Source organism: Streptomyces sp. NPDC002276, assembly GCF_053891435.1.
On record NZ_JBSFCQ010000010.1, the window covers coordinates 300,527 to 318,160 of the forward strand.

Genomic DNA, 17,634 nt, shown 5'->3' on the forward strand with positions numbered 1-17,634 from the left:
CCCCAGGTATACAACGACCCCGGTGCCGTAGCACCGGGGTCGCGGCAGACCGCAGGGGTTACTTGATCTTCGTGCCCGTCGAGCGCAGGTTCCCGCACGCCTCCGTGACGCGCGCGGCCATCGACGCCTCGGCCAGCTTGCCCCAGGTGCGCGGGTCGTAGGTCTTCTTGGAGCCGACCTCGCCGTCGACCTTCAGGACACCGTCGTAGTTCTTCAGCATGTGGTCCGCGACCGGGCGCGTGAACGCGTACTGGGTGTCGGTGTCGAGGTTCATCTTCACCACGCCGTTCTCCAGCGCGGTGGCGATCTCCTGCTCGGTGGAGCCGGAGCCGCCGTGGAAGACGAAGTCGAACGGGGACGCCTTGCCGTACTTCGCGGCCACGCCGTCGCTCAGCTCCTTGAGCAGCTCGGGGCGGAGCACGACGTTGCCCGGCTTGTAGACGCCGTGCACGTTGCCGAAGGACGCGGCCAGCAGGTAGCGGCCCTTCTCACCGAGGCCGAGGGCCTCGACCGTACGGATCGCGTCGTCGACCGTGGTGTAGAGGGAGTCGTTGATCTCGTGCGAGACGCCGTCCTCCTCACCGCCGGTCGGGGTGATCTCCACCTCAAGGATGATCTTCGCGGCGGCGGCGCGGGCCAGCAGCTCCTGCGCGATGGCGAGGTTGTCGGCGAGGGTCTCCGCCGAGCCGTCCCACATGTGCGACTGGAACAGCGGGTTGCCGCCCGCCTTCACGCGCTCCTCGGAGACCGCGAGCAGCGGACGGACGTAGCCGTCGAGCTTGTCCTTGGGGCAGTGGTCGGTGTGCAGCGCGACCGTGACCGGGTACTTCTGCGCGACGATGTGCGCGAACTCGGCGAGCGCCACGGAACCCGTGACCATCTCCTTGGCGTACTGGCCGCCCAGGAACTCGGCACCACCCGTGGAGATCTGGACGATGCCGTCGCTCTCGGCCTCCGCGAAGCCGCGCAGCGCAGCGTGCAGGGTCTGGGTCGAGGTCACATTGATGGCCGGGTAGGCGAACTTGCCTGCCTTCGCCCGGTCGAGCATCTCGTTGTAGACCTCGGGGGTTGCGATGGGCATGTGTCCGCTCCTTGGTATCTGCGGGTTGGCGATCTTCGCGATCTGCGTACTACGGCCCTGACCTAGACCTGGGGTGCGACGTCATCGTCGTCCCCATCTTTCCAGACGCGGCCGGATGGTCGGGCGGGCGGTCAGTCCAGGTTCAGGTCGTCCTTGGAGTACGCGAAGAGGTACGGCACTCCCGCGCCCGCCTCGATCTTCTCGGCGGCACCGGTCGCCCGGTCCACGATGGTCGCGACGCCGACGACCTCGGCACCGGCCGCGCGCACCGCCTCGACGGCGGTCAGCGGGGAACCGCCGGTGGTCGAGGTGTCCTCGACGACCAGGACCCGGCGGCCCGCGATCTCCGGGCCCTCCACCTGGCGCTGCATGCCGTGCGCCTTCGCGGCCTTGCGCACGACGAAGGCGTCCAGCCTCCGTCCGCGCGCGGCGGCGGCGTGCAGCATCGACGTGGCGACCGGGTCGGCGCCCATGGTCAGGCCGCCGACCGCGTCGAAGTCGAGGTCCGCGGTGAGGTCCAGCAGCACCTGGCCGACGAGCGGGGCGGCTTCCCCGTCGAGGGTCACGCGGCGGAGGTCGATGTAGTAGTCCGCCTCCAGACCCGACGACAGGGTCACCTTGCCGTGCACCACGGCCTTGTCCTTGATCTGCGACAGCAGCGCGCCGCGTACGTCCGTCATGGCGCCCAGCTTAGAGGCGATGTCCACCGGCCTAGAAGCGCGTCCAGGCCCAGGTCATCGTGGCTTCCAGCGGCTCGATCGGGGTGACCAGCCGGGGCAGGGTGTTGAGGCCGTTCGGCGGGCCGGTCTGCGGTTCCACGCAGACGGCGGCCTCCTGCTCGTCGTAGACGACGACCCACTGCTCGGGGCTCGTCACCTTCAGCGCCAGCTGTCCCGGCCAGGTCAGGGTGACGTCGACGCCGTCCGGCATGCCGAAGCAGTCGTCCCAGGGGCTGGGCTTCATGTCGATGCGGTTGCCGGTGGGGAGGTGGTCGTCGCCGCGCTCCTCCTGCCAGGCGGGGCTGAAGTCGACGAGCACGTCCTCGCCGCCGAGGTTGCGGTGGAACCACGGGTGCCAGCCGATCTGCGCCGGGAACGAGTCGCCGTGCGCCTCGATCGCCATGGTGAGCGTCAGGGAGTCGGCGGTCAGCGCGACGGCCTGGGTGACGCGGCCCGGGAAGGGCCACGGCTCGACCAGGTCGTACGTGATGACCGCCTCGTCGGCCGTCCGGCGGGCGGTGCGCCAGACGCCGTCGCGGACGGTGCCGTGGATGGCGTGCGGCGGGGAGTTGAGGGGCATCTGGTGGACGGTCCCGCCGTCCAGGAAACGGCCGTCGCGGATCCGCCCGCACCAGGGGACCATCGGGAAGCACCCGAACCGCTCGCCCTGGCGCAGCAGTTCGGTGCCGCCGACGCGAAGTCCTCCGATACGGCCGCCGTTGCCCGGCTGCACCGTCACTTCCGCGTCGCCCGCGGTCAGCGTGATCTCTTCGTTACTCACGGCACGACCCTACTGGGCCGCTCAACGGCGTTTGCGCAGCACCCTGTTCACCACGATCGCCGACGCCAGGACCAGCGCGGCGGCGGGGGCCGCCCAGCGGAGCGTGGCGTTCGCCGAGACGGTCTGCGGCGCGGGGACGGGGGCGTAACGCCCGCGCGGCGGCGCGTGGTCGACCTCCTCCGCGCTGCGGCCGATCATCGTGCGGCGCGCGTGCGCGGCCTCGGCGGGGGGCTGCGGGTTCTCGGCGAAGGTCTCGGAGACGTGCAGTTCCTCGATGGCGCCCACCACCTCGTCCACATCCACGTCGTCGACATCGTCCACGTTGTCGATGTCATCGATGTCGCCGGTGCCGTCGGTGCCGTCGGTGTCGCCGATGTCGTCCGTGGCTTCCGCCTGCTCCGGCTCCTCCTCCGCCCCCAGGTTCGCCGCGAACCGCTCCAGCAGCCTGGTCGTCGCGGCGCTCACCGCGTCCGGGGGCAGCTCGGTGACGCGGCCGTCCGCCGTCGCCGTACCGTCGAAGGTGATCGTCGAGCCGCCGTCGGACGCGCGGACGCGGACGGTGAGGGCGAGTTTGACGGAGCCGGTGCCGCGGGCCTCGGTCGCGTCGCCCTCGACGGCGTACGAGCCGTCGTCCCGGGCGGAGACGCGGACGGCACCGCGGTAGGTGATGGAGTGGCCGCCGACGCGGACCTTCAGGCGGCCGGCGACGGGTTCGGTGCCGGCGTCCTGCTGGAGGCCGGGGACGGCGCGGGCGACCCGGGCGGGGTCACCGAGCGCGGATCGCAGCCGCTCGGGCGAAACCGGAACGTGCACCTCAAGCTCCATGCTTGCGGAGCCTACCTAGGTTGGGCGGGGGTACACCTGGCGTTGCGCGGAAGTGGCGCCGTGTTGCCATCAGCGCCGTGTTGCCACCAGGAGCCCTCAGTACCGCGGGTGCACCAGCGTAGAAGCCGGCAGCCCCGCCAACCACGTCCGCTCCGCCGCCCGTTCGTCGCTCTCCAGCCCCGGCTCCGCGGGCACCGCCCCGCGCGCCGCCAGCACGAACCCCCAGTCGCCCGGGGAGCGGGACGTTCCGGCCGTACGGTCGGGGCCCGCCGCGAAGCCCGACACCCGGCCGCCGACGCGGTAGGGGACGGGGTGGAGACCGGCCGCGCGGAGGGTGGAGACCACCGTCCAGAAGACGCGGCGCCGGGAGGAGACCGGCCCCGCGTGCACGACCAGCCGGCCTCGCTCGGTGAGGGCGCGGCGGGCGAGGCCGTAGAACTCCTGGGAGTACAGCTTGGTGCTGGCGGTGATGCCGGGGTCGGGGAGGTCGGCGATGACCACGTCGTACGTCCCGGGGTGGACCCGGCGCAGCAGGTCGAAGGCGTCGCCGGTGGTGACGTGGACGCGCGGGTCGCCGTAGACGTGGTCGTTGAGCGCGGCCAGGGCGGCGTCGTGGCGGGCCAACTGGACGACCTCGGCGTCGAGTTCGACGATGTCGACGCGGCGCACGCCCCGGTTGCGCAGGACGTCGCGGGCCGCGAGTCCGTCGCCGCCGCCGAGGACGAGGACGCGCGCGTGGGGGCCGTCCATCGCGGGGTGGACGAGGGCCTCGTGGTAGCGGCGCTCGTCGCGTCCGCTGACACGGAGGCGGCCGTCGAGGAAGAGGTCGAGGGGGCGGCCGTGGTCGCCGCCGGTGAGGACGACCTCCTGGACGTCGGTCTGGAGGGCGACGCGGACGTCCTTGCCGTAGACGGCGTGCCGGGCGGCCCGTTCGAAGTCGTCGACGAGTACGGCGGCGGAGGCGAGCAGGCCGAGGACGGTGAGGTTGGTGATCACCAGGAGCCAGCGGCCCCGGCGGGTGAGGTCGCGGCGGAACAGGCCGAGGACCAGACAGCCGCCGGCGACGACGTTGACCGTGCCGGTGAGCAGGGTGCCGGTCAGTTGGCCGAGGAAGGGGAGGAGCAGGAAGGGGAACGCGAGGCCGCCGACCAGTGCGCCGACGTAGTCCGCCGCGAAGAGGTCGGCGACCGCGCCGCCCGCGTCCTGGCGGCGGATGCGCTGGATCAGCTCCATCAGGAGCGGGACCTCCGCGCCGATCAGCAGGCCGATCGCGAGGGAGAAGGCGACGAGGAGGCAGCGCGGGCCCTGTGCCCACAGGCCGCCCCAGTTCCCGGTCCAGGCGAAGACCGCGTACAACGCCATCGCGCTGCACCCGCCGATCAGCGCGAGGGCCGCCTCGACCGCGCCGAAACCGGCCGCCGCGTGCCAGCGCAGCCGTTTCGCCGCAAGGGAGCCGATGCCCATCGCGAAGACCATCACGGAGAGGACGACGGACGCCTGGGTGACCGAGTCGCCGATCAAGTACGAGGCGAGGGCGACGAGTTCGAGTTCGTACACGAGTCCGCAGGCCGCGCAGACGAAGACCCCCGCGAGCACCAGGAACCGGCCCGTGCCCGGCCGTACGGGCAGCCGCGCGGGGCCTGCCCACGGCGGCTGGGTACCCGGCCGGGCCGGCGCGTGCGGTTCGATCACGCTGCGACGTTACGTCACGCGACGGGCACGCTTCGTCACCCACACGTGTGGAATGTGTTTACGACGGCGGGGACCGGTGTCGTATCCCCGCGGCCCCGAATCCTCGGACGGGAGACGGCACCGGATCGTCGGACGGGAAACGGCATCGGATCGTCGGACGGGAGACGACACCGAATCCTCAGACAGGAGACGACACCGAATCCTCAGACAGGGGACGGCACCGGATGGCCCACCGGCACCCGCACCCCCACCCTCGTCCGCGTCGCCACCAGCTGGCCGTCCTGCGGATAGGCGTGCCAGGTGCGCCAGTGCACCTGGCCCTCGTACCGCTGGGCGAGCATCGCGGTGAAGGCGTGCGGGCTGCCGGGGAAGACGCCCGCCAGACCGTTGGGATGGTCGGCGACCAGGGCCAGCAGTTCCTGGGCGCGGCCCGCGAACTGCCCCGGGGACAGCACCTCGACCCGGGCCGCGAACTCGTACTCCCAGTCGCCGACCCGCTTGGCGACCCCGAGCGGCAGCGGCGTACTGGAACCCGGGATGCACGCGACCGTCTCCGAACAGCTGCCCCGCTCCTCGTCCAGGAGAACCTGGTGGGACGCGCCGAGCAGTCTCAACTGAAGCCGCGCACCGGCGAGTTCCAGGTCGAGTGTGGCCAGCGCGGGCAGCGGCTCACGCCCCAGGGTCCAGGCGAGGTCGGCCGCGCGCGTGTCGGTGTAGGAGGTCTGAAGGGTCGTGAGCATGGATCGGCTCCGCTAGCACGCAAAGAAAGGGGAGGTGTGGGTCCGGCGCACCCCGGTAGACACCGGGGGATCGGCCCGGTCAGCCCAGTCAGGAGAAGGTGTCTGCGGGCTTCCGAGGGGCCGCGTTGGTGATTTAGAGGGAATCATGAACGGTGGCGCCACCACAGTGTTTTTACCCAACTTCGTGGGGTTTCCATCCCTCAGGGGGCTCAACAGCTCAACTGTTCAACCAAGGCGTACGCCCAGGCGTGTCGAGCGCGCGCCGGAGCGCCCGCCGGGAGCGGACTCCCGGCGGGCGCTCCGGCCCCCCTCGCGCTGGTCAGCTGCCCCCGCCGCAGCCGCCTCCACCCCCGCAGGACGACCCGCCGCCGCACGACGAGCCGCCTCCGCAGGAGGAGTGCCCGCCGCAGGAGTGGTGGTGGCCGTGTCCTCCCCCGGAGGACGAACCACCGTCCCCGGCCCACCAGCTGCTCGTACCGGCCGCGGTTCCCCCGCCGCGGAGCCCGGCCCGGCGCCCCGACCCCTTGCCGATCCTGTTCCTGCGGCCCGCGCGGACCAGGGCCCCCACGAAAGCGACCGCGATCACCGCCAGGATGACGAAGAAGAACATGTCTCCACTGAGAATGCCGAACATGGCGTCACCCTCCTTCCGATTCCCCCGAAGCGGCCCCCCGTGGGCGCCTCGTGTGCTGCGTGAAGCAGGGATGCCCGGCCGTCTCACCAGCCAAAGCAGAGTTGAGGAAGTCCAGAGCTTGGGCGCAGGATGACGGGCATGACCTCCAGCGCACGCCCCCTCCTCAACCGCCGGCTCGCCGAGTTCGGAACGACGATCTTCGCCGAGATGTCCGCCCTCGCCCTGAAGACCGGGTCGATCAACCTCGGCCAGGGCTTCCCCGACACGGACGGCCCCGAGGAGATCCGCGAGGCGGCGGTCCGCGCGCTGCGCGACGGACGCGGCAACCAGTACCCGCCGGGCCCCGGAGTCCCCGAACTCCGCACCGCGATCACCGCCCACCAGGAGCGCCGCTACGGCCTGTCCTACGACCCCGACGCCGAGGTCCTGGTCACCGCGGGCGCGACAGAGGCGATCGCCGCGGCGCTGCTGGCCCTGGTGGAACCGGGCGACGAGGTCATCGCGTTCGAGCCGTACTACGACTCCTACGCCGCCTGCATCGCGATGGCGGGCGGCACGCGCGTACCGGTCACACTCCGCCCGCACGAGGGGGCGTTCCGCCTCGACCTGGACGAACTGCGCGCCGCCGTCACCGACCGCACCCGCCTCCTCCTGATCAACACCCCGCACAACCCCACCGGCACCGTCCTCACCCGCGAGGAACTCACCGCGATCGCCGAACTCGCCGTGGAACGCGACCTGTTGGTGATCACGGACGAGGTCTACGAGCACCTGGTCTTCGACACGGCCGAGCACATCCCGCTGGTGTCGTTCCCGGGGATGCGGGGGCGCACGGTGTCGATCGGCTCGGCGGGCAAGACGTTCTCGTTCACGGGGTGGAAGGTCGGGTGGGTGACGGGAACCCCGGACCTGGTGACGGCCGTACGGTCCGCGAAGCAGTTCCTGACGTACGTGGCGTCGGGACCCTTCCAGTACGCGGTCGCGGAGGCACTGGCGCTGCCCGACGCGTACTTCGACGGCTTCCGTGCCGACCTCCGCCGCAAGCGCGACCTGCTCGCCGACGGCCTGCGCGCGGCCGGGTTCGAGGTCTACCTGCCCCAGGGCACCTACTTCATCACCACCGACATCACCCCCCTCGGCGAGAAGGACGGCCACGCCTTCTGCCGAGCCCTCCCCGAACGCTGCGGCGTCGTCGCCATCCCCAACTCCGTCTTCTACGACGATCTCGACGCCGGCCGCAGTCAGGTGCGCTTCGCGTTCTGCAAGAAGGACGAGGTCCTCACCGAGGCGGCCGATCGGCTGCGACGGCTCGCACCCTGAGTTCGCGACGCAGCACGCGCCGCATCACGCGCCGCAGCACGCGCCGCAGCACGCGGCACATCACGCGGCGCTCAGTGGAAGATCCAGGCACCGGCCACGAGGATCGTGAGGACGAGCAGTACAGGACCCAGCGGGAAGCCGCGGTCGCGGCGGGAAACGGGTTCGGTGGGGCGCAGTTCCGGGTGTGCGCGCAGGTCGGTGACCTCGTCGATCATGCGGACGTACGACGGGGTGAGGCCGAGCCGGCGTTCCGCCCAGGGCAGCCCCGGGCCCCGCAGTCTCCAGGCGGTGCCGCCGTCCGCCGTCGTCATCTCCACGCTCCCGTCGTCGGTGCGACGGATCGACCGCAACCGTTCCCAGGACACGTGCCGCACCCTCCACGCGCCCGCCAGCCACAGTCCCGAACTGTCCGCGACGACACGCCAGTTGAGCAGCTCGGCGGCGGGTCCGCTCCAGGTCAGCAGGCCGGGCAGGAGTATCGCTCGCCAGCCGAAACCCTCCGTCACGAGTGAGCGGCCGACGAAAGCGACGCCCGCCGTCAGGCACAGTGCCAAGGCCACCCCACTCGCGCGTGCCAGGGCGCCGGGTGCCCAGCGCAACGGCTGTCCCGCCGGAACCAGGGGCCCGGAGGCACGGTCCGTCCCGGTCATGGACCGCGGCCCCGGAAGCCCGGTGGCGTTGTCCGTCACCTTCTCGGTGGCGAACACCGGGTCCGTCACCTCTTCGGTGGCGAGTACCCGGTCCGTCCTCCCTTCGGTGACGAGTGCCCGGTCCGCCATCTCTTCGGTGACGAGTGCCCGGTCCGTCATCTCTTCGGTGACGAGTAACGGCCCCCTGCCGGGGCGGGGCAGCCGGACGGGCCCGGCCGTACGGATGACGACGGGCCGGGCGTCCCGGCCGGTGGTGGCGAGGACCAGTTCGCCACCGACGTACGGCGAGCCGAACATCACGGCCTCGTGCAGCCGTGTGTCGACGGTGAACAGCTCCTCCGCATCCGCTTCGGACTCGTCCGGGTCGGGCCCGTCCTCCACGAAGCGGCCGACGAGGACCGGCGTACGTCCGGCCGTGTCATCTCCCGCGTAGATCCAGGTCCACCCTTCGTCGTCCATGCGCTCCCGTACGCGCAGGACCGGAACCGGCGTGCGGCGCAGTGCGGCGGCACGGCGTCGGGCGAGGAGACCGATGCACAGCATGGAGCCCCCCGGCAGACCGGCGGCCAGGGCCGACACCTGCGAGCCGAAGGCGTCGTACGGCTCGGCCGCAAGGCCCCGCCACGTCCCGTCCTCCAGCACGGTCTCGGTGTCGCCGACGTGGTAGTCCTCCGGATAGGACACACCTACGGTCAGGCTCCGCGCGTCGTCGGTACGCACCCGGACCGCCCCGTCGCTCCGGCCGACCACCGTCGCCGTGATCCGCACGGCACGCTCCGCGCGGTGCTGGTACGAGTGGACACCGGCGAGTCCCTGAGCCACGCAGAAGACGGCCACCGCGAGCAGCAGCAGCCCCGCGCCGATCGGGATCGTCCCGCGCCGCAGTGGGCCGACCGGGTCGGGCAGTGGGTGCCGCACACGCGACGCGCGCTCCGCCGAGCCCCGCTGGCGGCCACGGGCGGCGATCCGTTCACGGGCGGCGGCCCAGCCGAATCCCAGGGCCACGAGCACGGAGACGTTCGCCACGAGGGCCATCGGCCCCGCGCCCGGCAGCTCCAGCCACGCCACGACTGCCGCCAGGCAGGGAGCGGCGATCAGCGTCAGTTCCGGCAGCCGGACAAGCCAGTACACAAGGCCCACGGCCAGGCCCATCTCCGCCATGCCCAGCCAGTCCGTACCGCACGGCACGGCATCGCTGCACGGCTGGTCCGGCGTCGCCACGTTCGCCCACACCACGGTGATCAGCAGCCCCCAGACCGACCACAGAGGCCGTGCCCAGGACGCGCTACGGGCCGACGACCACTGGGCGGCGTCCTCGCCGGACCAGACGGGTGCGGCGGCCGTGGGAACAGAACCGGACGGTATCGGCACGGGGATCTCGGACACGCGAGGATTATGTGGCACGGACACCCTCGTGCCGCTACCGATTTACGGCAGTGTTCCGGGCCCCGGACCGCACGGCGGTTCAAGGCGCCGGCGGGCCGAGCCGGAGGTCGATCCAGGGAATGGTCTCCCCGGGCAGCAGATACCGCTCGGTCTCGACGAAACCGTGCCGCAGCGCGAACCGCAGTCCGTCCTCGTTGGAGGACAGGACGACGGTCTCGATCACTTCGGCGCCCAGTTCGCGGGCGCGGTCGAGCCCGCGGGCGTAGAGCTCCTGGCCGTACCCACGCCCGCGGTGCGGGGCGAGCACGCGGGCGATGACGGTGGCCGTCCGCGACCCGTCCGTCGGCGGGCGGACCGTGCTACAGCCCACGAGTTCACCGCCTCCACCGTCTTCGCCGCCTCCACCGCCTCCACCGTCTTCGCCGTCTTCGCCGTCTTCGCCGTCGAGATAGGCGATCTCCAGGCGGTGGCGCCGGGCGCGTTCCCGTACGTCGTCCAGGGAGAGGGTGTGGGTGGGGATGATCACGTTGTGGACGTGCTGCCAGTCTTTCAACATGGCGTCGTCGTCCGGCTGTTGAATGCGAAGGCCAGGCATCCCGGCAGCGAACCCGAACACCTCTTCGACGTCAACTCCGCCGCTCACCCGTGTCCGCGTCCCGCGGCGACACGAAGTCGGCGACGAGCACGACTCCCCCGCGCAAACCGCCCTTCGCCAGCAAGGTGTGCGCTTCCGCGACCCGCCCGAACGGGAACGTCCTGGCGACCCGCAGGTCCAGCACGCCCCTCTCGACCAGGCCCGCCAGCTCGGCGAGTTCGGCGCCGTCCGCACGCGCCCGCACCAGGCCGACCCTGACACCGCGCTCCGCGGCCGGTGCGTTCGGCGGTGTCACCGCGACGAAGGAACCGCCGTCGCGCACGGCCCCGATCACCGAGGACCCGAGCGACGCGGCGTCGAGGAGTCCGTCGACCACCCCGCCCGGTGCGGCCTTGCGCACCGCGTAGGCGGGATGGTCGCCACGGGCGACGAAGGTCGCCCCGAGACCGGTGAGGTACGGCTCGTCCTCGGGGGCGGCGACGGCGACCACCCGCAGACCCTGATGCCGGGCCAGCTGCACCGCGAACGCCCCGATCGCACCGGCCGCCCCGGTGACGGCGATCCGGTCACCGGCCCGTAGCCCGAGGATCCGCAGCGCCTGCACCGCCGTGTGCGCGTTGAGCGGCAGCGTCGCCGCGGCGGCCGGAGTCACGCCTGCCGGGGCGGGCGCGAGGAAGGCCGCGGGCAGCACCACGAACTCCGCCTGCGTACCGACCTTGGTCTCCGGCCAGTCCGACATCGCCACCACCGCCTGCCCGAGGTCGAAGCCGGACACGCCGGACACGCCGGACACGCCGGCCCCGACCGCGTCGACGGTGCCGGCGGCGTCGACACCGAGCACGTACGTCGGCCCCGGGGGCACCATCGGGCCCAGGCGGCCCGCCCTGGCGACCACGTCCAACGGGTGTACGGCCGCCGCGTGGACCCTGACTCGTACGTGACCGGCGGGGACCTCGGGAATCGGACGCTCGTCGAGGGTCAGTACATCCGGGCCGCCGAACTCGGTGAACGTGACGGCGCGCATGACGCCGGCCTGGTGGGTGTGTGGGGATTCAGTCATGGCACCACTGTCCGCCCGGCCCACCTCGTACTCCCAGCCAGATCGCCGTACCGCGGCCGAAGTTCCACGACAGCCGATCCACCGCGTCTACACTTCCGCCATGGATCGCACGGACCGGCGGATCGTTCAATGCCTGCTGCGGGACGGGCGGGCCTCCTTCCGGCGGATCGCCGACGTGGCCGAGGTCTCCGAGCAGACCGTGGCCCGCCGCTACCGCGCCCTGGTCGCCGACGGCGCCGTCCGCGTGCGCGCCCTGCCCAGCCACGTGCGGCTCGGCGACCAGACCTGGTTCGTACGGGTCCGGTGCCGCCCCGACGCCACCGATACCCTCGCGGACGCGCTGGCCGCCCGCGAGGACACCGCCTACGTCAGCGTCACCTCCGGCGGCTCCGAGATCGTCTGCCAGACCCACACCGGCCTCCGCGACCAGGGCGGATCCGTCCTGCAACGCCTGCCCCGCACCGCCAGGGTCCTGGGCTTCGACGCCTGCGCGGTCATGCACATGTACCTGGGCAGCGGCGCCAAGTGGCTCGCCTTCGACGACCCGCTCACCGACGACCAGGCGGCCCTGCTGCACGCCTCCGAACAGCAGCGGCACGCCACCACCGGCAGCACGACCGCCAGCCCGACCGGCAGCACGACCGACCTCGAACTCCGCGACCAGGACGCCCCGTTGATGGCCGAACTCGCCCGCGACGGCCGCGCCGGAGTCGTCGAACTCGCCCGCGCCTGCGGCTGGTCGAAGTCCCGGGTCTCCGCGCGCCTGGACGAACTGCTCGCCGCGGGCGCCCTGCGCGTCGCCGTGGACCTGGCCTACCCGCGCTTCGGCTTCCACGCCCCCGCCTACCTGTGGCTCACCGTCGCCCCCGGCCGGCTGGACACCACCGGCGAACTCCTCTCCGCCCACCCCGAGACCACCTTCGCCGCCGCGGTCACCGGTTCGGCCAACCTCCTGGTGACCGTCACCTGCCGCACCATGGACGACCTCTTCTCCTACGTCACCACCAAGGTCGGCGCCCTCGACGGGGTACGGCAGGTCGACGTCGTCCCGGTCCTGCACCGCCTCAAACAGGCGGGCACCCGACTCCGCGACGGCCACCTGATCCCGACCTGACGGAAGTACGGGCAGCCCGAATCCACTCCACTGGAGGTTCGGCCCGCTCTCGCCCGCATCGACTGTTGACTCCGCCGTCGCGACGGCACTGTTGAACCCACCCCCGAGTGTGTTCCCAGCAAGGAGCCAGCGATGAGCGACGACGTACTTCCCGGCGGCACCCTGCGCCTCTCCGACACCCTGACCGTGACCCGCGTCGGCTACGGCGCCCTCCAACTGGCCGGACCCATGGCCTACGGACCGCCCCGCGACCGTGTCGAAGCCCTGGCCGTCCTGCGCGCCGCGGTCGAGGCGGGCATCACACACCTCGACACCAGCGACTACTACGGCCCACACCTCGTGAACGGGCTGGTCCGCGAGGCCCTGCACCCGTACCGCGAGGGCCTGCACATCGCCACCAAGGTCGGCGCCCGCCGCACCGCCGACCGCGGCTGGCCCGCGGCCCTGTCCCGGCCGGAACTGGTGCGGGCCGTGCACGACAACCTCGACCACCTGGGCCTGGAGGTCCTGGACCTGGTGAATCTGCGGATGACCGACACCCTGGCGGCGGACGACATCGTCGAGCCGTTCACGGTCCTGGCCGAGCTGCGCGAGCAGGGCCTGATCCGCGACCTCGGCGTCAGCAACGTCAGCGCGGAGCAGGTCGAGGCGGCCCGGCGGATCGCGCCGGTGGTCGCGGTGCAGAACCACTACAACATCGCCTTCCGCCAGGACGACGCCCTGGTGGACCAGTGCGCCGAACTGGGCATCGCGTTCGTGCCGTTCTGGCCGCTGGGCGGGTTCCGGCCGCTCCAGGTCCAGGCGCTGGAACAGGTCGCGGCCGGCCTCGGTGCCACCCCGCGCCAGATCGCGCTGGCCTGGCTGCTGCACCGCTCCCCCACGATGCTGCTGATCCCCGGCACGTCCACCCGCGCCCACCTCGCCGAGAACATCGCCGCCGCCGAGATCGGCCTGTCGGCGGAGACGCTGCGCACGCTGGACGCGATCGCCGCCCCCGCCGACAACCACTGAGCCCTCCCCCCTGGAGTCCCCCGCCATGCCACAACCGCAATCACAACCACAGCCACAGCCACAGCCACAGCCACAGTCCCTCGCCCGTCACCGCACGCTGGTCCTGTCCGGCAGCCTGCGCACCGGCGCCGTCACCACCCGGGTCGCCCACGCGGCCGTAGCGCAGGACCGTCCCGGGCACGAGGTGATCCTGGCCACCGGCCTGGACCAACTCCCCCTGTTCAACGAGGACTTGGACACCGACCCGGCCCCGCCCGGCGTGGCCGCCCTGCGGGCCCAGGTCACCTCGGCCGGCAGCCTGCTGGTCCTGAGCCCGGTCAACAACGCCAGCATCTCGGCCGCCCTGAAGAACGCCCTGGACTGGCTCTCGCGCCCCCGCGACGACTCCCCACTCGCCGGAAAGCCCGCCACCGGACTGGTCGTCGGCTACCACTCCCACGGCGCGGAGGACCACCTGGAGACGATCCTGCGCGCCACCGGCGCCCGTACGACCCCCGCCCCGACCCCGGTCCTGAACCCGCGCGCCACCCACGGCGACCAGGTCACCACGGCCGTGACCCAGGCCCTGGCGGCCCTGCGCGGCCACACACGACGAGAGCCCGGCCCCGGCACACGACCGTGATGGTCACGTACGGGTCCGGGCTCTCGCAGACGCAGGACGTACAGCCGGCGTAGGACCGAGGACTACGACTACTCCTCGTCTCCCTCGTCCTCAGGCTTCTCGACCGCCTCGTCGACCTCCTCGGTCAGACCGAGCTGCTCGACGAGCCAGCGGTCGAACTCGATGGCGGCGCGCACCCAGCTGACCGTCGAGGAGACGAAGTGGTTCAGGTCGACGCCGGTGCCGATCAGCATCTGCGCCTCACCGATCAGACGGACGGTGCCGTCGTCGTGAGTGTGGCTGTAGACCTTGGGCCACAGGGTGCGGCGGTTCCAGTCGTCGATGGACTCCAGCAGCTGCGGCTTGGAGTCGATCTCGTGGGGACGGTCGTAGAACGTCCGGACCGAGAAAACGAGCTGGTCGTCCTCACCCCGGAACATGAAGTACGTACGGAACTGCTCCCACGGCGCCGCGAGGTCTCCCTCGTCGTCGACGACATACTTCAGCTCCATCTGTTCGAGGAGCTGCTTCACGAGGTCCTGATCCGGGACGACGGGGCCCGCCGGTCCTTGCTGCGGCTCGGGCTGGCCCCCGAAGTTCGGAATCGAGGACGGGTCGATGCTCACCGTGTATTTCCCTTCGTACGGATTCCGCCATCCTCCCCCATCCGGGGAGGGGCGTGGCAACCCCTGCCGGGACTGTCCGCCCTGGGCTGACCTGATCCGGTCGGCCCAGGGCCCCACGGTGCCATCTACAGCGTCTTGCCCGTCGCCGCCCCCACGATCAACCCGTCGCCGAACGCGTCCACCCGTACCGTGTCCCCGTCCTTGACCTCCCCCGCCAGGATCTCCTTCGCGAGGCGGTCTCCGATCGCGGTCTGCACCAGCCGGCGCAGCGGTCGGGCTCCGTAGGCCGGGTCGTTGCCGTTGTCCGCGAGCCAGGTCAGGGCCTCGTCGGTGATCTCCAGGGTGAGGCGGCGTTCCGCGAGGCGCTTGGCCAGGCGGTCGATCTGGAGGGCTGCGATGCGGCCCAGTTCCTCCCGGTTCAGGGCGGAGAAGACGACCATGTCGTCCAGGCGGTTGAGGAACTCCGGCTTGAAGGAGGCCCTGACCACCTCCAGCACCTGTGCCTTCTTCTCGTCCTCGCCGGTGAGCGGGTCGATCAGGAAGGTGCTGCCGAGGTTGGACGTGAGGATCAGGATCGTGTTGCGGAAGTCGACCGTGCGGCCCTGGCCGTCGGTCAGGCGGCCGTCGTCCAGTACCTGGAGCAGGACGTCGAAGACCTCCGGGTGCGCCTTCTCCACCTCGTCCAGCAGGATCACCGAGTACGGGCGCCTGCGCACCGCCTCCGTGAGCTGGCCGCCCTCCTCGTAGCCGACGTAGCCGGGAGGCGCGCCGACCAGCCGGGCCACGCTGTGCTTCTCGCCGTACTCCGACATGTCGATGCGGACCATGGCGCGTTCGTCGTCGAAGAGGAAGTCGGCGAGGGCTTTCGCCAGTTCCGTCTTGCCTACGCCCGTCGGGCCGAGGAAGAGGAAGGAGCCGGTGGGGCGGTCGGGGTCCGCGATGCCCGCGCGGGTGCGTCGTACGGCGTCGGAGACCGCCTGTACGGCCTCCTGCTGGCCGATGAGGCGGCGGCCCAACTCCTCCTCCATGCGCAGGAGTTTCTGCGTCTCGCCCTCAAGGAGGCGGCCTGCGGGGATGCCCGTCCAGGAGCCGACGACGTCCGCGATGTCGTCGGGGCCGACCTCCTCCTTGACCATCGTGTCCTTGGAGGCCTCTTCCTCCGCCTGGGACGCCTCCTCCAAGTCCCGCTCCAGGGTGGGGATCTCGCCGTAGAGAAGTTTCGAAGCCGTGTCGAAGTCGCCGTCGCGCTGGGCGCGTTCGGCCTGGCCGCGGAGTTCGTCCAGCTTCTCCTTGAGCTCGCCGACCCGGTTGAGGGACTGCTTCTCCTTCTCCCAGCGGGCGTTGAGGCCGCGCAGTTCCTCCTCGCGGTCGGCGAGGTCGCGGCGCAGCTTCTCCAGGCGCTCGATGGAGGCGGCGTCGGTCTCCTTGTCGAGGGCCAGCTCCTCCATCTTCAACCGGTCGACGGAGCGCTGGAGTTCGTCGATCTCGACGGGGGACGAGTCGATCTCCATGCGGAGGCGGGAGGCCGCCTCGTCCACCAGGTCGATCGCCTTGTCGGGGAGGAAGCGGGAGGTGATGTAGCGGTCGGAGAGCGTGGCCGCCGCCACCAGCGCGCTGTCCGCGATGACGACCTTGTGGTGCGCCTCGTAGCGGCCCTTCAAGCCGCGCAGGATCGCGATGGTGTCCTCGACGGACGGCTCCGCGACCAGCACCTGCTGAAAGCGGCGCTCCAGCGCCGGGTCCTTCTCGATGCGCTCGCGGTACTCGTCCAGCGTGGTCGCGCCGACCATGCGGAGTTCGCCGCGGGCGAGCATCGGCTTCAGCATGTTGCCGGCGTCCATCGCGGAGTCGCCCCCGGCGCCCGCGCCGACGACGGTGTGCAGTTCGTCGATGAAGGTGATGATCTGGCCGTCGGAGTCCTTGATCTCGGCCAGGACGGTCTTGAGCCGCTCCTCGAACTCGCCGCGGTACTTCGCGCCCGCGACCATCGCGCCGAGGTCGAGCGAGACCAGCCGCTTGTTCTTGAGGGACTCGGGCACGTCCCCCTTGACGATCCGCTGCGCCAGCCCCTCGACGACGGCGGTCTTGCCGACGCCGGGCTCGCCGATGAGGACGGGGTTGTTCTTGGTGCGGCGGGACAGCACCTGGACGACCCGCCGGATCTCCTGGTCCCGTCCGATGACGGGGTCGAGCTTGCCCTCGCGCGCGGCGGCCGTGAAGTCCGTACCGAACTTCTCCAGCGCCTTGTACTGCCCCTCGGGGTCGGGTGTGGTCACCCGGCGCCCTCCCCTGCTCTTCTGGAACGCGTCCAGCAGCTTCTTCGCACTGGCCCCCTGCTGGGAGAGTACGTCTCCGGCGGCGCCGCCCTTCGCGGCGATGCCGATCAGCAGGTGCTCGGTCGAGAGGTACTCGTCGCCGAGTTCCTTCGCGCGCTCGTCGGCGTCCGCGAGCACCGCGAGCAGCTCGCGGCTGGGCTGCGGGGGTGCGACGGTCGACCCGGTCACGCTGGGCAGCGAGGCGAGCACGCGCTCGGCCCCGGACCGTACGGCGGCCTGGTCGGCGTCCACGGCGGCCAGCAGGTCGGTGATGTTCTCGTTGTCCTCCCCCGCGAGCAGCGAGAGAAGCAGGTGCGCCGGGGTCAGATCGGCGTGCCCCCCGGTGACGGCGCGGCTGCTGGCCGCGTTGATCGCTTCCCGGCTCCTGTTGGTCAGCTCGGCGTCCACGTTCCGGTACTCCTCCTCCTACGGCCTTCATGCACGGACTGACTCGGCCAACGTGCACAAAGTTGAGTCTATTCCA

Annotated in this window: 16 protein-coding genes; 4 read left to right on the forward strand and 12 right to left on the reverse strand. The window is 71.5% G+C overall.

Annotated features, from left to right (window positions below; genetic code table 11):
- Window positions 1-58 precede the first annotated feature (58 nt).
- From fbaA to ACWIHT_RS26245, 7 genes are all read right to left on the reverse strand, one after another.
- Complete coding sequence (gene fbaA / locus ACWIHT_RS26215; RefSeq protein ID WP_456170691.1) at window positions 59-1,081, reverse strand: class II fructose-bisphosphate aldolase; 1,023 nt, start codon at window positions 1,079-1,081, stop codon at window positions 59-61.
- A gap of 131 nt (window positions 1,082-1,212) precedes the next feature.
- Window positions 1,213-1,761, reverse strand: a complete 549-nt coding sequence (gene pyrE / locus ACWIHT_RS26220; protein WP_456170692.1) for an orotate phosphoribosyltransferase — start codon at window positions 1,759-1,761, stop codon at window positions 1,213-1,215.
- A 31-nt stretch (window positions 1,762-1,792) separates the two neighbouring features.
- Complete coding sequence (locus tag ACWIHT_RS26225; RefSeq protein ID WP_456170693.1) at window positions 1,793-2,581, reverse strand: aldose epimerase family protein; 789 nt, start codon at window positions 2,579-2,581, stop codon at window positions 1,793-1,795.
- A gap of 21 nt (window positions 2,582-2,602) precedes the next feature.
- A complete protein-coding gene (locus ACWIHT_RS26230; RefSeq protein WP_456170694.1) occupies window positions 2,603-3,406 on the reverse strand; it encodes an SRPBCC family protein in 804 nt (267 codons plus the stop codon).
- Between the two features lie 96 nt (window positions 3,407-3,502).
- The gene (locus tag ACWIHT_RS26235) at window positions 3,503-5,098 is read right to left on the reverse strand and encodes a polyamine aminopropyltransferase (protein WP_456170695.1); all 1,596 of its coding nucleotides are present in this window, start codon (window positions 5,096-5,098) and stop codon (window positions 3,503-3,505) included.
- A gap of 203 nt (window positions 5,099-5,301) precedes the next feature.
- Entirely contained in the window at window positions 5,302-5,838 is a 537-nt protein-coding gene (locus ACWIHT_RS26240) for a DUF2617 family protein (protein WP_456170697.1), read from the reverse strand.
- Window positions 5,839-6,157: 319 nt separating this feature from the next.
- Window positions 6,158-6,472 carry a hypothetical protein gene (locus tag ACWIHT_RS26245; protein WP_456170698.1) on the reverse strand — a complete coding sequence of 105 codons (315 nt, stop codon included), beginning with the start codon at window positions 6,470-6,472 and terminating at the stop codon, window positions 6,158-6,160.
- A gap of 129 nt (window positions 6,473-6,601) precedes the next feature.
- Here ACWIHT_RS26245 and ACWIHT_RS26250 point away from each other — a divergent pair, with 129 nt between their 5' ends.
- Complete coding sequence (locus ACWIHT_RS26250) at window positions 6,602-7,792, forward strand: pyridoxal phosphate-dependent aminotransferase (RefSeq protein ID WP_456170700.1); 1,191 nt, start codon at window positions 6,602-6,604, stop codon at window positions 7,790-7,792.
- Between the two features lie 71 nt (window positions 7,793-7,863).
- Here ACWIHT_RS26250 and ACWIHT_RS26255 read toward each other — a convergent pair whose 3' ends face one another.
- The 3 genes from ACWIHT_RS26255 to ACWIHT_RS26265 form a co-directional block, all read right to left on the reverse strand.
- Window positions 7,864-9,828 carry a hypothetical protein gene (locus ACWIHT_RS26255; RefSeq protein ID WP_456170701.1) on the reverse strand — a complete coding sequence of 655 codons (1,965 nt, stop codon included), beginning with the start codon at window positions 9,826-9,828 and terminating at the stop codon, window positions 7,864-7,866.
- 79 nt (window positions 9,829-9,907) lie between these two features.
- Window positions 9,908-10,423 carry an N-acetyltransferase family protein gene (locus ACWIHT_RS26260; protein ID WP_456170702.1) on the reverse strand — a complete coding sequence of 172 codons (516 nt, stop codon included), beginning with the start codon at window positions 10,421-10,423 and terminating at the stop codon, window positions 9,908-9,910.
- 31 nt (window positions 10,424-10,454) lie between these two features.
- Window positions 10,455-11,483, reverse strand: coding sequence for an NADP-dependent oxidoreductase (locus ACWIHT_RS26265; protein WP_456170704.1), 1,029 nt, complete (start codon window positions 11,481-11,483; stop codon window positions 10,455-10,457).
- A 100-nt stretch (window positions 11,484-11,583) separates the two neighbouring features.
- Between ACWIHT_RS26265 and ACWIHT_RS26270 the strand changes: the two genes are divergently transcribed.
- The 3 genes from ACWIHT_RS26270 to ACWIHT_RS26280 all read left to right on the forward strand — a co-directional run bounded on the left by ACWIHT_RS26270 (window position 11,584) and on the right by ACWIHT_RS26280 (window position 14,230).
- On the forward strand, window positions 11,584-12,597 hold the full coding sequence (locus tag ACWIHT_RS26270; protein WP_456170705.1) for an Lrp/AsnC family transcriptional regulator: 1,014 nt from the start codon (window positions 11,584-11,586) through the stop codon (window positions 12,595-12,597).
- A 132-nt stretch (window positions 12,598-12,729) separates the two neighbouring features.
- Entirely contained in the window at window positions 12,730-13,608 is an 879-nt protein-coding gene (locus ACWIHT_RS26275; RefSeq protein WP_456170706.1) for an oxidoreductase, read from the forward strand.
- A 25-nt stretch (window positions 13,609-13,633) separates the two neighbouring features.
- Window positions 13,634-14,230 (forward strand): NADPH-dependent FMN reductase, encoded by a 597-nt coding sequence (locus tag ACWIHT_RS26280; protein WP_456170707.1) that lies wholly within the window; start codon window positions 13,634-13,636, stop codon window positions 14,228-14,230.
- A gap of 68 nt (window positions 14,231-14,298) precedes the next feature.
- On the opposite strand, the gene ACWIHT_RS26285 is transcribed toward ACWIHT_RS26280, so the two are convergent.
- Both ACWIHT_RS26285 and clpB read right to left on the reverse strand, forming a co-directional pair.
- Entirely contained in the window at window positions 14,299-14,835 is a 537-nt protein-coding gene (locus ACWIHT_RS26285) for a type III secretion system chaperone family protein (RefSeq protein ID WP_200711395.1), read from the reverse strand.
- Window positions 14,836-14,960: 125 nt separating this feature from the next.
- The gene (gene clpB, locus ACWIHT_RS26290; protein WP_456170708.1) at window positions 14,961-17,558 is read right to left on the reverse strand and encodes an ATP-dependent chaperone ClpB; all 2,598 of its coding nucleotides are present in this window, start codon (window positions 17,556-17,558) and stop codon (window positions 14,961-14,963) included.
- Window positions 17,559-17,634: the final 76 nt, after the last annotated feature.

Bases quoted from the DNA above. Each gene is read 5' to 3' on its own strand.
- ACWIHT_RS26280 (WP_456170707.1), top strand. From the start codon at position 13,634: ATGCCACAACCGCAATCACAACCACAGCCACAGCCACAGCCACAGCCA.
- ACWIHT_RS26250 (WP_456170700.1), top strand. From the start codon at position 6,602: ATGACGGGCATGACCTCCAGCGCACGCCCCCTCCTCAACCGCCGGCTC.
- fbaA (WP_456170691.1), bottom strand. From the start codon at position 1,081: ATGCCCATCGCAACCCCCGAGGTCTACAACGAGATGCTCGACCGGGCG.
- ACWIHT_RS26240 (WP_456170697.1), bottom strand. From the start codon at position 5,838: ATGCTCACGACCCTTCAGACCTCCTACACCGACACGCGCGCGGCCGAC.
- ACWIHT_RS26245 (WP_456170698.1), bottom strand. From the start codon at position 6,472: ATGTTCGGCATTCTCAGTGGAGACATGTTCTTCTTCGTCATCCTGGCG.
- ACWIHT_RS26275 (WP_456170706.1), top strand. From the start codon at position 12,730: ATGAGCGACGACGTACTTCCCGGCGGCACCCTGCGCCTCTCCGACACC.
- ACWIHT_RS26230 (WP_456170694.1), bottom strand. From the start codon at position 3,406: ATGGAGCTTGAGGTGCACGTTCCGGTTTCGCCCGAGCGGCTGCGATCC.
- ACWIHT_RS26270 (WP_456170705.1), top strand. From the start codon at position 11,584: ATGGATCGCACGGACCGGCGGATCGTTCAATGCCTGCTGCGGGACGGG.
- ACWIHT_RS26265 (WP_456170704.1), bottom strand. From the start codon at position 11,483: ATGACTGAATCCCCACACACCCACCAGGCCGGCGTCATGCGCGCCGTC.
- ACWIHT_RS26260 (WP_456170702.1), bottom strand. From the start codon at position 10,423: ATGCCTGGCCTTCGCATTCAACAGCCGGACGACGACGCCATGTTGAAA.
- pyrE (WP_456170692.1), bottom strand. From the start codon at position 1,761: ATGACGGACGTACGCGGCGCGCTGCTGTCGCAGATCAAGGACAAGGCC.